Consider the following 14,083-nt stretch of genomic DNA (forward strand, 5'->3'; position numbering starts at 1 on the left):
CGCTGCTAGCCGCCGCGCATGATCCCGCGCTATTCCCGTCCCGAAATGGCGGCCATCTGGTCGCCCGAAAATCGCTATCGCATCTGGTGGCAGATCGAAGTCTTCGCCGCCGAGGCGATGGGCAAGATCGGCATGATCCCCGCCGATGACGCCGCGACCATCCGCAAGGCCTACGACGCCGACGTGCTGGGCGAGATCGACGTCCCCGCGATTGACGCGATCGAGGCGGTGACCAAGCATGACGTGATCGCCTTCCTGACCTGGGCGGGCGAGAAGCTAGGGCCGGAACGGCGCTGGCTCCATCAGGGCATGACCAGCTCCGACGTGCTCGACACTGCGCTCGCGGTCCAGTTGAAGCAGGCCGCCGATATCCTGCTCGCCGACCTCGACCGGCTGCTCGAAGTGCTTGAGCGCCGAGCCCGCGAACACAAGCGCACGCCGAATATCGGCCGCAGCCACGGCATCCATGCCGAACCGGTTACTTTCGGCCTGAAGCTGGCGCAGGCTTATGCCGAATTCGCCCGCAACCGCACGCGCCTGGCCGCGGCGCGCGAGGACATTGCCACCTGCGCCATCTCCGGCGCCGTCGGCACCTTTGCCAACGTGCCGCCCGCGGTCGAGGAGCATGTCGCCGCGGCGCTCGGCCTGACCCCCGAACCCGTGTCGACTCAGGTCATCCCGCGCGACCGTCACGCCATGTTCTTCGCCACCCTGGGCGTCGTCGCCTCGTCGATCGAGCGGCTGGCGACCGAAGTCCGCCACCTGCAGCGCACCGAGGTGCTGGAGGCGGAGGAATATTTCTCGCCCGGCCAAAAGGGCAGTTCGGCCATGCCACATAAGCGCAACCCGGTGCTGACCGAGAACCTCACCGGCCTTGCCCGAATGGTCCGCGGCTACGTCACCCCCGCGCTGGAAAATGTCGCCTTGTGGCATGAACGGGACATCTCCCACTCGTCGGTCGAACGCTACATCGGCCCCGACGCGACGATCACGCTCGATTTTGCCCTCGCTCGCCTGACCGGCGTCATCGACAAGCTGGTCGTTTACCCCGAGCGGATGATGAAGAACCTCGACCGCATGGGCGGGCTCGTACATTCGCAGCGCGTGCTGCTGGCCCTGACGCAGGCCGGCCTGTCGCGCGAGGACAGCTACGCTCTCGTTCAGCGCAATGCGATGAAGGTGTGGGAAAGCGATGGCCAGCTGTCGCTGCTCGACCTGCTCAAGCAGGATCCGGAGGTGACCGCGCGGCTTCCGGACGGCAAGCTCGAGGAATTGTTCGACCTCGATTACCATCTGCGGCGCGTGGACGACATCTTCGGCCGGGTATTCGGCCGCGAATGACGCCGCGGCAGGCGCTCAAGGCTGCGACCGACGATGTCCACCACTTGCTCGACACGATGCTGTCGGGCCTGACCCTGTCCAACCCCGCCGATTACCGCCGCTTCCTGCTGATCCAGGCGCGGGTGGTGCCGCCGCTGGAACGGGCGCTCGACGCCTTCGGCATGGCGGACCATGTGCCGGGCTGGGCGGAACACCGCCGGGCCGGCCTGCTGCAACAGGATCTCGCCCAGCTTGGCGAACCGATGCCGGCCGAAGTCCGGATCGACCCGTTCGAGACGCTGGGGCAGGCCCTTGGCGCGGCCTATGTGCTCGAAGGCTCGCGGCTGGGGGGCCGAATCCTCGAACGAAACGTTGGGCCTGAAATGCCCACGACTTTCCTCCATCCCAAAGAGCAGAAAGCAGCGTGGCCGGCGTTGGTTGATACGATCGACACCGGCCTTTATGCGGACGGCTTGGAAGAGGCGAAAAGCGCCGCCCGCCAATGCTTTGTGGCGTTTCTGGGTGTGGCACGAGAAGCGGGACTGCAATGAACGACCAGGATTTTTCCGACCTCGCCGTCGATCTTACCAACTGCGATCGCGAACCGATCCACCAGCTTGGCGCGATCCAGCCGATCGGCTTCCTCATCGCCATGACGTCCGACTGGCAGATTTCCAACACGTCGGAAAATATCGCCGAATTCCTCGATCTTCCGCATGACAATATGATCGGGCGGCCGGCCACCGACATCCTCAGCAAGGCGGCGATCCACACGCTGCGCAACCGGCTGGCGCTGCTGCGCAGCCCGGACGCGGTGGAACGGGTCTTCCGCCTCGCGCTGCAGGACCACGGCCGCGCCTTCGACGTCGCCATCCATACCATTGGCGCGCGCATCATCCTCGAAGGCGAACCGAGCACCGAAGACGATTATGGCGACGCCACCGGCACGGTGCGCGGAATGATCGCCCGGCTCGAGCAGCGCGAGGACATGAAGGCCTTTTTCGACGAGGGCGCCCGTCAGGTTCGCGCGCTGACCGGTTTCGACCGGGTCATGGTCTATCGTTTTTCCGCGGACGGTTCGGGCGAAGTGGTGGCCGAGCGCGCCAAGAGCGGCATCGGTAGCTTCCTGGGCCTGCATTACCCGGCCAGCGACATCCCCAGGCAGGCCCGCGAACTGTACAAGCGCAACCTGCTGCGGGTGATCACCGACATCGAATCCACGCCGGTGCGCATCGTCCCGCCGACCGACGAACAGGGCAAGCCGGTCGACCTGTCGCTGTCCGTGCTGCGCTCGGTCTCGCCGATCCACATCGAATATCTGCGCAACATGGGCGTGCGCGCGTCGATGTCGATTTCGATCGTCGTCGAGGGCGAACTGTGGGGGCTCATCGCCTGCCACCATTATTCCCCGCGCTGCCCCAGCTTCGAACGGCGCTCGGTCGCCGAACTGTTCGCGCAGATGTTCGCGATGCGCATCGAATCGCGCGAACGCCGCGAAGTGGTCGAATACGAACGCCGCGCGCGCGACATTTCCGACCAGCTGCTGGGCGCGGTCGCGTCGGACGAAACGCTGCTCAACGACCCCGACTGGCTGTCGTCGATCCTGACCAGCGCGATCCCTGCCGACGGCGTGGGCGTGTGGATCAACGGCAATTACGCGTTCAGCGGGCTGACTCCCAACACCGGCGAGTTCGCCCGCATCATCCAGGCGTTGAACGCGACCGCCGCCGGGCGCGTCTATGCCACCGACCGGATCAGCGAACTGCTGCCCAGCGCCGCCGACCATGCGCGCAACGCCGCGGGCATGCTGGCCATCCCCATTTCCCGCACGCCGCGCGACTATGTCGTGCTGTTCCGCGCCGAACTCGAACGCTCGGTCCGCTGGGCGGGCGATCCGTACAAGCCGGCGACCTACGGCCCCAACGGGCCACGCCTGTCCCCGCGCCAGAGCTTCGAGGAGTGGAAGGAAACGGTGGTCGGCCGCTCGGTCCCCTTCACCGCGTCCGAAAAGCGCGTCGCCGAGACCTTGCGCGCAACCCTGATCGAAGTCGTGCTGCGCCTGTCCGACGAAGCCAGCGCGGAGCGCAAGGAGGCGAACAGCCGGCAGGAATTGCTGATCGCCGAGCTTAACCACCGGGTCCGCAACATCCTCTCGCTGATTCGCGGTCTCATCCGCCAGTCGAAACCCGCCGACGGGACCTCGATCGAGGAATTCGTGTCTCTGATCGACGGCCGCGTCCATGCGCTGGCCCGCGCGCACAACCAGATTACTGACGACCATTGGGGCCCGGCTCCGGTCAAGAGCCTGATCGAGGCCGAGGCCGCCGCCTTCCTCGCCACGCGCCGCGACCGCCTGCACATCAAGGGTCCGGCCGCGCTGCTTAACCCGCAGGCCTATTCGACGCTTGCCTTGGTCGTGCACGAACTGGTCACCAACTCGGTCAAATACGGCAGCCTGTCGTCCGAAAAGGGCAGCGTCGTGGTCGAGTGGGACACGCGCAACAGCGGCGAGCTGGAACTGTGCTGGCGCGAACGGGACGGGCCGCCGGTGCACCAGCCCAACCGCAAGGGCTTCGGCACGACGATCATCGAACATAGCGTGCCTTACGATCTCGGCGGGACGGCCAAGATCGATTACGCGCCGGACGGCTTTCGCGCCGACTTCGTCATCCCGGCCAAGCATGTCATCCAGGCGAGCGACACGCGGGGGACCAAGATCGACCTGCCGCAGGCGGATACGCAGGAAAGCAAGCCGTCGGGCGAGCTGCTGCGCGGCCGCAAGGTGCTGCTGGTCGAAGACAGCCTGATCATCGCGCTCGACGCCGAAGACTTGCTGACGCGGCTCGGTGCGGACAAGGTGACGACGGAGGCCAATGTCGCCGACGCGATCGCCGCGATCGAAACCGACCAGCCCGACCTCGCCATCCTCGACATCAACCTTGGCGACCATGAAAGCGTGCCGATCGCCGACCGGTTGTCTGCGCTGGGGATCACTTACATGTTCGCCACCGGTTACGGCGAACAAAGCCAGCTGCCGCCCGAACATCGCGCGAAGCTGGTGCTGCAAAAGCCCTATACGCTGGCGTCGCTGTCGCGGCGGCTGGACGAGTTACTGCAGTGCGAAAGCGCGGAGCAGGAACAGGTAACGTCCGCTTCCTGACCTCCGCCGCGGGCGGCTCAGGCGCCCAGCATATCCTTGACCCGCCCGAAAAAGCCTTTCGCTGCGGGGCATTCGTCGCCCGTTTCGGTCTCGCGGAATTCGGCCAGCAATTTCTTCTGCGCCTTGCTCAGCCTGGTCGGCGTCTCGACCAGGATGCGCGCGACCAGATCGCCGCGGCCGCGGCCGTTGAGCACGCTCATGCCGCTACCGCGCTGGCGCAGCTGTTCGCCCGACTGGATGCCCGCCGGGACCTTGATCTCGATCCGCTCGCCGTCGAGCCCCGGCAGGTCGATCGTCCCGCCCAGCGCCGCGGTGGTGAAGGTGACCGGGCAATCGGCGACCAGGGTCGTGCCCTCGCGCGCGAACACCGGGTGCCGCTTCATGTGCACGAAGATGTACAGGTCGCCGTTGGGGCCGTTGCGCAAGCCCGCTTCGCCTTCGCCGGCCACGCGGATGCGCGTGCCTTCGTCGACGCCCGGCGGAATCTTGACCGTCAGCTTGCGTTTGTTGAGCGCGCGCCCCTCGCCTTCGCAGGCGCGACACGGATCGGCGATTACCTGCCCGCTACCGCGGCAGGTTGGACAACCGCGCTCGACCACGAAAAAGCCCTGCTGCGCGCGGACCCGGCCGGCGCCGTTACAAGTGGTGCAGGTGTTGGCGCAATTCTCGCTGCTGGTACAACCGCTCCCTTCGCAGGTCGCGCAACTGGCCAGCGCATCGGTGGTGATCGTCGCTTCCTTGCCCGCGAACGCTTCTTCCAGCGTCAGTTCAAGGTCGTAGCGAAGGTCTGCGCCGCGCGCGGGATTGGCGCGCTGGCCGCCCTGGCGATCCATGAAATCGCCGAAGATCGATGAAAAGATGTCGGAAAAGTCGTTGAAGCCGGCCGATCCGAACGGGTCCTGGCCGCCGCCGTTCTGGAACGCGGCCTTGCCGAAGCGGTCGTAGGCGGCGCGCTTCTGCGGATCGCGCAGGCAGTCATAGGCCTCGCTGATCGCCTTGAACTTGGCTTCCTGCTGCTGGCACCCGCCGTGACGGTCGGGATGGCATTCCATCGCCAGCTTGCGATAGGCGGCCTTGATGGTGTGCGGGTCCGCGCCGCGGGATACGCCCAGCAGCTCGTAATAATCCTGCTCCATCATTCACCCCCGGTCCGAAGACTGGGTGCCGGCGTGGATAGCCGGCACCGTCTTAAGCCTTCTTGTCTTCGTCGCCGTCCACTTCGGAGAATTCGGCGTCGACCACCTCTTCCTCCTGCTGCGGCGGCGCGTCGGACGCACCGGCGTCGGCGCCGGCGGAAGCGGTTTCGCTTTCCGCCTGCTGCGCCTTGTACATCGCTTCGCCGAGCTTCATCGCCGACTGCGTCAGCGCATTGGTCTTCTCGGTCATCTGGTCGGCATCGCCGCTTTCGACCGCCGTCTTGGCGTCCGCGATCGCGGTCTCGATCTCCGACTTCACCGAAGCGTCGACCTTGTCGCCATGCTCGGCCAGCTGCCGCTCGGTCGTGTGGATGAGGCTTTCGGCGTTGTTCTTCGCCTCGGCGCCGGCACGCCGCTTCTTGTCCTCTTCCGCGAACTGCTCGGCTTCCTTGACCATCTTCTCGATGTCGTCGTCGTTAAGGCCGCCCGACGCCTGGATGCGGATCTGCTGTTCCTTGCCGGTGCCCTTGTCCTTGGCGGACACGTTGACGATGCCGTTGGCGTCGATGTCGAAGGTGACCTCGATCTGCGGCACGCCGCGCGGCGCCGGCGGGATGCCGACCAGGTCGAACTGGCCCAGCACCTTGTTGTCGGCGGCCATTTCGCGTTCGCCCTGGAAGACGCGGATGGTCACCGCGCTCTGATTGTCGTCGGCGGTCGAAAAGACCTGGCTGCGCTTCGTCGGGATGGTCGTGTTGCGGTCGATCATCCGGGTGAAGACGCCGCCAAGCGTCTCGATGCCAAGGCTGAGCGGGGTGACGTCGAGCAGCAGAACGTCCTTGACGTCGCCCTGCAGAACGCCGGCCTGGATCGCGGCGCCCATGGCGACGACTTCGTCCGGATTGACGCCCGTGTGCGGGTCCTTGCCGAAGAATTCCTTCACCACTTCGCGCACGCGCGGCATGCGGGTCATGCCGCCGACGAGGACGACGTCGTCGATGCCCTTGGCGTCGATGCCGGCGTCCTTGAGCGCCTTCTTGCACGGCTCAATGGTCCGCGCGATCAGGTCGTTGACCAGCTTTTCAAGGTCGGCGCGGGTCAGCGTCTCGACCAGGTGAAGCGGGGTCGTCTGGCCGCCTTCCATGCGGGCGGTGATGAACGGCTGGTTGATCTCGGTGGTCGAGGCGGAAGACAGCTCGATCTTTGCCTTTTCGGCGGCTTCCTTGAGCCGCTGCAGCGCAAGGCGGTCCTTGCGCAGGTCGATGCCTTCCTTCTGCTGGAACTTGTCGGCCAGATATTCGACGATCTTGGCGTCGAAGTCCTCGCCGCCAAGGAAGGTGTCGCCGTTGGTCGACTTCACTTCGAACACGCCGTCGCCGATCTCGAGGATCGACACGTCAAACGTGCCGCCGCCAAGGTCGTAAACCGCGATCGTCTTGCCGTCGTTCTTGTCGAGGCCGTAGGCAAGCGCTGCCGCCGTCGGCTCGTTGATGATGCGCAGCACTTCGAGGCCGGCGATCTGGCCGGCGTCCTTGGTCGCCTGGCGCTGCGCGTCGTTGAAGTAGGCCGGGACGGTGATCACCGCCTGGGTGACGGTTTCGCCAAGATAGGCCTCGGCGGTTTCCTTCATCTTCTGCAGGATGAAAGCGGAAATCTGCGACGGCGAATAATCCTTGCCGCCCGCCTTGACCCACGCGTCGCCATTCTGGCCCCTGACGATCTCATAGGGGACCAGCTCGGTGTCCTTCTTGGTGATCGGGTCGTCGAACCGGCGGCCGATCAGGCGCTTCACCGCGAACACGGTATTGTCGGGATTGGTGACTGCCTGGCGCTTGGCCGGCTGGCCGACGAGGCGCTCGCCGTCCTTGGTGAACGCGACGACCGACGGGGTCGTGCGCGCGCCTTCGCTATTCTCGATGACCTTGGGCTTGCCGCCTTCCATCACGGCGACGCAGCTGTTGGTCGTGCCCAAGTCGATACCGATGACTTTTGCCATATCTTCCCTCTTACATGCCCCAGTCCCGTAATTGCTCGGAAGCAGCCGGGACGAACGTTTCGCAAGGGGATATAGGTGGCGTTAAACCGGCTACAAGGCGTTGCTGGACCGCCTTAGTACATCGCCATCCCGCCGTTCACGTGCAGCGTCTGGCCGGTCATGTAGCCGGCTTCGCGGCTGGCCAGGTAGACGCAGGCCGCGCCGATATCGTCGCCGCTGCCCATCTGGCCCATCGGGATGCGCGCCAATATGCCATCGCGCTGCTGGTCGTTCAGCGCATCGGTCATGGCCGAGGTCATGAAGCCCGGCGCGATGCAATTGGCGGTAACGCCGCGGCTGGCCAGTTCCTGCGCCACCGACTTGGTCAGGCCGATCAGCCCGGCCTTGGACGCGACGTAATTGGCCTGCCCCGGATTGCCGGTCACGCCGACCACCGACGTCACCGAGATGATGCGCCCGAAGCGCGCCTTCATCATCGGCTTGGCCGCCGCGCGGATCAGCCGGAACGCGGCCTCGAGGTTGATGCTGATGACCTCCGCGAACTCCTCGTCCTTCATCCGCATCAGCAGATTGTCGCGGGTGACCCCGGCGTTGTTGACGAGGATGTCGAGCTTGCCCAGCGCTTCCACCGCCTGCGGCACCAGCTGGTCGACCGCGGCGCCGTCCGACAGGTTGCATGGCAGCGCGACATGATCGCCGCCAAGCTCACCCTTGAACGCGTCGAGCTTCCCCGCGTTGCTGCCCGACAGCGCCAGCCGCGCGCCCTGCGCCGACAAGGCCCTGGCGATCGCGCTGCCGAGCCCGCCGGACGCACCGGTCACCAACGCGGTCATCCCGCTCAAATCGAACATCATGCAATCTCCTTCGCGAGCGCTTCCACGTCTTTGATCGTGACCACGCTCGTCACCTTCACGTCCGGCACGATGCGCGTGACCATCGGCCCCAGCACCTTGCCGCCCAATTCGACGAATTCCGTCACGCCCGCCTCGGCCATGTTGGCCACGCTCTCGCGCCAGCGGACCATGCCGGTGACCTGCTCGACCAGGTAATTGCGGATGCGGTCGGGGTCGCTTTCAGCCTGCGCGGTGACATTGGCGTACAGCGGCACCGCCGGCTCCTCGACCAGTTCGTAGCTGAGCGCGTCGCGCATCGCCTCGGCGGCCGGTTGCATCAGCGGACAATGGAACGGTGCCGATACCGGCAACAGCAACGCGCGCTTGGCGCCCATTTCCTTGGCCAGTCCCACCGCGCGGTCGATCGCCGCCTTGGCTCCGCTGATCACCACTTGCGTCGGGTCGTTGTCGTTGGCGACCGTGCATACTTCGCCCTGTGCGGCCGCTTCGGCGATCCGTCGCGCCGTCGCCAGGTCCGCGCCAAGCAGCGCGGCCATCGCGCCCTCGCCAACCGGCACTGCCGCCTGCATCGCCTGCCCGCGCAGCTTGAGCAGCTTGGCGGTGGTTGCAAGGTCGAACGATCCCGCAGCGCACAAGGCGGAATATTCGCCCAGGCTGTGCCCGGCGACGAAGTCCGCCGCCTTGGCCAGGTCGACGCCGCCTTCGCGGGTCAGTGCGCGGAACACGGCGATGGCATGGGCCATGATCGCCGGCTGCGCATTTTCGGTCAGCTTCAGCTCGTCGTTCGGGCCGTCCTTCATCAGCCGGAACAGGTTCTGGCCAAGCGCTTCGTCGACTTCGCCGAAGACGTCGCGGGCGGCGCCGCTGGCCTCGGCCAGCGCCGCGCCCATGCCGACCGACTGGCTGCCCTGCCCCGGGAAAAGAAATGCGCGCATGAAGTCCCCTGTTCGTATAGCGTGGCGCGGGGACTAGGCCGCGGGGGACCGCCTTGCCAAGCCTCAATGGGGGGAATTGCATGTCCGACACGCCGCCTGCGCACGCACACCAGCCGACTGACACCCCGCCGCGCCGCGGGCTCGGACCGTGGATGAGCATGGCGATGGTCGTCGGCACCCTGATCGGATCGGGCATCTTCCTGATGCCCGCCGTGCTCGCGCCCTACGGTCCCAACATCCCGTTCGCGTGGATGATCTCGATCGGCGGCACCTTCTGCATCGCTTACTGCCTGGCGCAACTGGCCCGGCGCATCCCCGGCGGCCCGGTCGCCTACATGACCAGCGCCTTCGGCGAATTCCCCGCCTATTTCGCCGTGTGGAGCTACATCATCACCATCTGGGCGGGCATCGCTGCCGTCGCACTCGCGATGGCCGGCGCCTTGTCCTACGTCTTTCCCGCGACCGGCACGTCGGGCGGTATCTTTGTCCTGTCGGCCGGGTCGGTGCTGCTGCTTGCCGCGCTCAACCTGATCGGCGTGCGCACCGCCGGGCGGGTGCAGGTCATCGCGACTCTGATCAAGATCATCCCGCTGGCGCTGGTCATCCTGTTCGTCGCCGGCAATGTCGGGACGGGCGAGCCGCTGCAGCCGCTGGCCGCGACCCCGATCACCGGCGCAGGTATCATCGGCGCCGCGTCCCTGACCCTGTTCTCGCTGACCGGTTTCGAAGTCGGCGCGATCACCGCGCCGGTCACCGAAAATGCTGAGCGCAACATTCCGCGCGCGCAGATCTGGGGCGTGGCCTTCACCGGCCTGCTCTACCTCGCCGCGACGATGGCGGTGCTTTGGGTCCTGCCCAGCGAAGTGGTCGCGCAAAGCAAGGCGCCGTTCGCCGATGCCATCACCCCGGTACTGGGACCGATCGCCGGCGTGCTGGTGGCGATCATCGTCGCGATCAGCGCGTTCGGCGCCAACAATGCGCTGATGCTCGGCGGCGCGGAAATCCTCCATTCCATCGCCAAGCAGGGCGACCTGCCCCCGGCTTTCGCGCGCTTGCGTCCTAACGGTGTTCCGGCGGCCGCGATCATCGCCTCGACGGTCGTGTCCATCACCCTGCTGGCGGTCAGCAGCGCGCCCAGCTTCGTCGAAATCTACGCCTTCGTGTCGCTGGTCTCGGCGATCGGCGCGCTCCTGCTCTACGCGCTCTGTTCTGCAGCGGCGATCAAGCTCAAGCGCACCGGCGGCGGGCTCGGCACGATGCTTGCCGTCATCGCCATCGTCTATGCGATCGCGATGTTCTTCGGCGCCGGGTGGAAAGCGACCAGCTGGGGCATCGCCCTGGCGCTGACCGGCATCCCCATTCGCTGGATCAGCCGGCGGCTGTGGCCCATCCCGCCGGCGGCGGACGGTCGAGCCGCGCCTGCGGAACCAGCTGCCTGAGCTTTCGCGCAAAGCTGCGCAGGCACACTTCGCTGGTACCCAGCGGTCCCGCTTCATAATTGGCCGATTGCATGCCGTCCTGCACGCGCTGGATCAGTTCGGTATCCTCGGCATTCACGCGGCGGTTGATGCGCCAGTTCAAGAACCGCGCCGCGCGCATTTCGCGGCGGTCGTCGGGCAGCGCATAGCTGATCTCGCGGATCACCGTTTCCGTCGCGCTGACCGGCAGGAACTGCATGAAATCGACCTGGTCGGGATAGATGTCGAAAGCGACGTTGGGGAACAGCTTGTAATAAAGCCACTTGCGCCGGTGACTGGCCGGCAGGTGCACCGCGTCGGGCAGCATTGCCTGATAGGCGCGTTCCGACGGATTGGCCGACGGCGTTTCAACCAATTCGCCTTCCATCCGGTCGACCCATTCCTGCGCCTCGATCCGGTAATTGCGGCCGAACAGGCGGGTCAGCCCGGGATGGCCGACCGGAATGTGCAGGTGGTCTGAATAATTGTCGGCGATGGTTTTCCAGTTGAGCGGCCGGGGGCGCAGTGTCACCCGGCCCATCACGCGCAGTTCCTCGAACCGGTACGGCGCGACCTCGTCCTCATATGGCGCCATCATTGTCGCGACCGTCGGCGCGCCCGGCTCGATCGTCACGAACAGGAAACCGCGCCAGCTTTCCAGCGCCACCGGCTTCAGCCCCAGCCGGTCGGTTTCCAGCCCCGGATATTCATGCCGATGCGGCACGCCGACCAGCCGCCCGTCGCGCGCATAGCTCCACGCATGATAGGGACAGGTCAGCACCCGCGCGCAGCCGCCGGTTCCGTCGACCAGCCGCGATCCGCGGTGGCGGCAAACGTTGGCAAAGGCGCGCACCCTGCCGTCGTCGCCGCGGATGACGATGATGCTTTCGCCCAGATAGTCGATGCTGCGCCACTCGCCCGGCGCGGCAATCTCGCTTTCGTGGCACACCACCTGCGGCGCGGCGCGCAGGAACGCCGCCTGCTCCGCGACGAAAAACTCGGGATCGTGATACAGCCAGCCGGGTAGGCTCATGCCGTCCAGCGGGTCGGGCCGGTCCACGACCGATCGAAGCAAGGTAGCCATGGCGGCAAATTAGCGCAGTCGCGCGCCGCCAGCCACCTCATTCATCACGCGCTCACCCGTGCCGCGCGAAATCCGCCCGGATGCACAGAGCGACCAGATATGCGGCGCTGGCCGCGCTTGCCGCGTCGGCGTGCGGGGCCGCCGCGCAAACCGTGCCGCGCGGCGCGACCATCGGGCCAGGCGGCTTCGCGACCATCCTCGACGCGCCGCCCGCGCCGGTCGTGCCGGCCGCCGCCGACGCGCCCGCCCCCGCGACCCCCGACCAGCGCGCGGCGGAGGACCGGTTTCGCCGCGCCGGCGAGTTCCAGAACCGGGTGATGGAAGAAGCGCAGGCCCTGCACCGCACGCTCGACCGGCGCGAAAAAGGCAATTTCGTCGATCTTTATTTCGAGAACGAGGGCGATCCCCACGTCGTCTTTCGGTTCCTGCGCGATCCGGAAAGGACGCTCGCCAGACATACGTCCAACCCCGACTTCCGCGCCGCCCGCGCGCAATATGCAGAAAGCGAATTGCGCGCCGTGCTCGACGCCATGATGACCGCCTTCGCTGCCGACCGGGTGATTGAAGGCGGCGGCACCGGCAACAAGGAAAACCGGGTCGTCCTTGACCTGCTGGTGCGCGAAGCCGAGTTCCGCGACCTTGCCGCGCGCAAGGGGATCGCCATCCCCGACAGCGTCGTCCTGCGGTCCCGTTTCGAAGGCACGACCGCCGCCGCCGCCAACTGGCCCCTGCCCGCTTACCTCGCCCAGCTGGTTCGCGCCTTTCCGCGCAGCGACCGCCCCGTCGGGATCGTGCATGCGATCGACAGCCGGGTCCGGATCGCGCTGGTCGACGGCTGCTTCCGCTCGCCCGATCATGGCAACGCGCTGGTCCAGTTGCCGATGGGTGCCAGCCTATTCATCGACCGCGACGGCTATCTTGCGTTCGGCAGCGCCGAAGTCCCCGGCGCGCGCGTCGGCGAGGCCGTCGTTTCGCCCGGCTCGGTCGCCGACGTCACCGCGCCGGAACTTGCAGGACCGATCAACGCAGCGTGCGGCCCCGGCCGGATCATCGCCGTCAACGCGCTGCGGAGCGCCGCGGCCGATGGGGTCCGGCAACGCCTGACGACCAACGCCAACGCGCTGCGCGAGCTAAAAGAGAGCTATGGCCTTACCCACGCCCAGGCGGTCCGCGCGCTGGAATCCTGCAAGGCCGCGGCAGGCGCCGGCACCTGCCTGCCATCTCCGCCCCCGCCAGTCGCGCGCGAGGAAGATTGCCCGCCCGGTACCAGCCTCAGCTTCGGCCTGTGCCGCACGCCCGAGGGCTATATCCGCCCCTTGCCCCGCTGGCTGGAGCCTTTTGCCGGCCGCTGACCCGCGCCCGGCTTGCCTTTCGGGCCATATTTCGTCATAGGCGCCGGCGATGGGGTGCAGGCTTCGCTTGTGCCCCAGTTGCATTTTTGAACGACAGCCGGAGGGGCGTCGCATTGGGCGGCGTCAGCGATCGGCCAACATAGAGATAAAAGCATGCCGCTTTACGAGCATGTTTTCCTCGCGCGTCAGGACCTAGCCCAGGCCCAGGTGGACACGCTCGCGGAAAACGCCACCAAGATTCTCACCGAAAATGGCGGAAAGGTCGTCAAGACCGAGACCTGGGGCCTCAAGTCCCTGGCCTACAAGATCGCCAAGAACCGCAAGGCGCATTTCGTGATGCTCGACGTCGACGCCCCGGCGCCGGCGATCGCCGAGCTCGAGCGCCAGACCAACATCAACGAAGACGTCATCCGCTTCATGACGATCCGCGTGGACGAGCATGAAAACGGCCCGTCGGCGATGATGAAGCGCGGCGACCGCGACCGCGATCGCGATCGCGATCGTGACCGCGGCCCCCGTGGCGGCGGACGTGGACGCGACGAGGACGGAGAATAAATCATGGCCCGAGCATTTTTCCGCCGCCGCAAGTCCTGCCCCTTTTCCGGCAAGGACGCCCCGCGCATCGATTACAAGGACGTCCGCCTGCTCCAGGGGTTCATCTCCGAGCGTGGCAAGATCGTCCCCAGCCGCATCACCGCGGTGTCCTCCAAGAAGCAGCGCGAGCTGGCCAAGGCGATCAAGCGCGCCCGCCACATCGGCCTGCTTCCCTACATCGTTAAGTAAGGAGCA

12 protein-coding genes are annotated in these 14,083 nt (G+C 66.5%); 7 read left to right on the plus strand and 5 right to left on the minus strand.

The genetic code is table 11. The annotated features are described in order from the left end of the window. Nucleotides 1–18: 18 nt before the first annotated feature. The 3 genes from purB to H8M03_RS04180 are packed head-to-tail and all read left to right on the plus strand — an operon-like array spanning nucleotide 19 to nucleotide 4,480. The gene (purB, locus tag H8M03_RS04170) at nucleotides 19–1,341 is read left to right on the plus strand and encodes an adenylosuccinate lyase (protein WP_187480489.1); all 1,323 of its coding nucleotides are present in this window, start codon (nucleotides 19–21) and stop codon (nucleotides 1,339–1,341) included. Next, a complete protein-coding gene (locus H8M03_RS04175; RefSeq protein WP_187480490.1) occupies nucleotides 1,338–1,871 on the plus strand; it encodes a biliverdin-producing heme oxygenase in 534 nt (177 codons plus the stop codon). Before purB ends, H8M03_RS04175 begins: the two co-directional genes overlap by 4 nt. Continuing rightward, nucleotides 1,868–4,480, plus strand: a complete 2,613-nt coding sequence (locus H8M03_RS04180; RefSeq protein WP_187480491.1) for an HWE histidine kinase domain-containing protein — start codon at nucleotides 1,868–1,870, stop codon at nucleotides 4,478–4,480. The genes H8M03_RS04175 and H8M03_RS04180 overlap by 4 nt, the downstream gene beginning before the upstream one ends. Nucleotides 4,481–4,497: 17 nt before the next feature. Here the strand turns inward: H8M03_RS04180 and dnaJ are convergent, their stop codons facing one another. From dnaJ to fabD, 4 genes are all read right to left on the minus strand, one after another. Next, on the minus strand, nucleotides 4,498–5,619 hold the full coding sequence (gene dnaJ, locus H8M03_RS04185) for a molecular chaperone DnaJ (RefSeq protein WP_187480492.1): 1,122 nt from the start codon (nucleotides 5,617–5,619) through the stop codon (nucleotides 4,498–4,500). A gap of 49 nt (nucleotides 5,620–5,668) precedes the next feature. Beyond that, the gene (gene dnaK, locus H8M03_RS04190; RefSeq protein WP_187480493.1) at nucleotides 5,669–7,612 is read right to left on the minus strand and encodes a molecular chaperone DnaK; all 1,944 of its coding nucleotides are present in this window, start codon (nucleotides 7,610–7,612) and stop codon (nucleotides 5,669–5,671) included. A 113-nt stretch (nucleotides 7,613–7,725) separates the two neighbouring features. Next, nucleotides 7,726–8,463 (minus strand): 3-oxoacyl-[acyl-carrier-protein] reductase, encoded by a 738-nt coding sequence (gene fabG, locus H8M03_RS04195; protein WP_187480940.1) that lies wholly within the window; start codon nucleotides 8,461–8,463, stop codon nucleotides 7,726–7,728. After that, nucleotides 8,463–9,401, minus strand: coding sequence for an ACP S-malonyltransferase (fabD, locus tag H8M03_RS04200; RefSeq protein WP_187480494.1), 939 nt, complete (start codon nucleotides 9,399–9,401; stop codon nucleotides 8,463–8,465). The genes fabG and fabD overlap by 1 nt, the downstream gene beginning before the upstream one ends. Nucleotides 9,402–9,481: 80 nt before the next feature. On the opposite strand from fabD, the gene H8M03_RS04205 reads away from it, so the two are divergent. Then, entirely contained in the window at nucleotides 9,482–10,840 is a 1,359-nt protein-coding gene (locus H8M03_RS04205) for an APC family permease (protein ID WP_187480495.1), read from the plus strand. Here the strand turns inward: H8M03_RS04205 and H8M03_RS04210 are convergent. Continuing rightward, nucleotides 10,770–11,942 (minus strand): aromatic ring-hydroxylating oxygenase subunit alpha, encoded by a 1,173-nt coding sequence (locus H8M03_RS04210; RefSeq protein WP_187480496.1) that lies wholly within the window; start codon nucleotides 11,940–11,942, stop codon nucleotides 10,770–10,772. The genes H8M03_RS04205 and H8M03_RS04210 overlap by 71 nt on opposite strands. 80 nt (nucleotides 11,943–12,022) lie before the next feature. Between H8M03_RS04210 and H8M03_RS04215 the strand changes: the two genes are divergently transcribed. The 3 genes from H8M03_RS04215 (at nucleotide 12,023) to rpsR (ending at nucleotide 14,077) form a co-directional block, all read left to right on the plus strand. Beyond that, the gene (locus H8M03_RS04215) at nucleotides 12,023–13,294 is read left to right on the plus strand and encodes a hypothetical protein (protein WP_187480497.1); all 1,272 of its coding nucleotides are present in this window, start codon (nucleotides 12,023–12,025) and stop codon (nucleotides 13,292–13,294) included. Between the two features lie 153 nt (nucleotides 13,295–13,447). Next, complete coding sequence (gene rpsF, locus H8M03_RS04220) at nucleotides 13,448–13,849, plus strand: 30S ribosomal protein S6 (protein ID WP_187480498.1); 402 nt, start codon at nucleotides 13,448–13,450, stop codon at nucleotides 13,847–13,849. 3 nt (nucleotides 13,850–13,852) lie between these two features. After that, nucleotides 13,853–14,077 (plus strand): 30S ribosomal protein S18, encoded by a 225-nt coding sequence (gene rpsR / locus H8M03_RS04225; RefSeq protein ID WP_187480499.1) that lies wholly within the window; start codon nucleotides 13,853–13,855, stop codon nucleotides 14,075–14,077. Nucleotides 14,078–14,083 lie beyond the last annotated feature (6 nt).

This window comes from Sphingomonas sabuli, from assembly GCF_014352855.1.
GTDB lineage: Bacteria > Pseudomonadota > Alphaproteobacteria > Sphingomonadales > Sphingomonadaceae > Sphingomicrobium > Sphingomicrobium sabuli.

Excerpts from the sequence above, each read along its gene's own strand:
- purB (WP_187480489.1), top strand. The coding sequence starts at position 19 with ATGATCCCGCGCTATTCCCGTCCCGAAATGGCGGCCATCTGGTCGCCC.
- H8M03_RS04175 (WP_187480490.1), top strand. The coding sequence starts at position 1,338 with ATGACGCCGCGGCAGGCGCTCAAGGCTGCGACCGACGATGTCCACCAC.
- H8M03_RS04180 (WP_187480491.1), top strand. The coding sequence starts at position 1,868 with ATGAACGACCAGGATTTTTCCGACCTCGCCGTCGATCTTACCAACTGC.
- dnaJ (WP_187480492.1), bottom strand. The coding sequence starts at position 5,619 with ATGATGGAGCAGGATTATTACGAGCTGCTGGGCGTATCCCGCGGCGCG.
- dnaK (WP_187480493.1), bottom strand. The coding sequence starts at position 7,612 with ATGGCAAAAGTCATCGGTATCGACTTGGGCACGACCAACAGCTGCGTC.
- fabG (WP_187480940.1), bottom strand. The coding sequence starts at position 8,463 with ATGTTCGATTTGAGCGGGATGACCGCGTTGGTGACCGGTGCGTCCGGC.
- fabD (WP_187480494.1), bottom strand. The coding sequence starts at position 9,401 with ATGCGCGCATTTCTTTTCCCGGGGCAGGGCAGCCAGTCGGTCGGCATG.
- H8M03_RS04205 (WP_187480495.1), top strand. The coding sequence starts at position 9,482 with ATGTCCGACACGCCGCCTGCGCACGCACACCAGCCGACTGACACCCCG.
- H8M03_RS04210 (WP_187480496.1), bottom strand. The coding sequence starts at position 11,942 with ATGGCTACCTTGCTTCGATCGGTCGTGGACCGGCCCGACCCGCTGGAC.
- H8M03_RS04215 (WP_187480497.1), top strand. The coding sequence starts at position 12,023 with ATGCACAGAGCGACCAGATATGCGGCGCTGGCCGCGCTTGCCGCGTCG.
- rpsF (WP_187480498.1), top strand. The coding sequence starts at position 13,448 with ATGCCGCTTTACGAGCATGTTTTCCTCGCGCGTCAGGACCTAGCCCAG.
- rpsR (WP_187480499.1), top strand. The coding sequence starts at position 13,853 with ATGGCCCGAGCATTTTTCCGCCGCCGCAAGTCCTGCCCCTTTTCCGGC.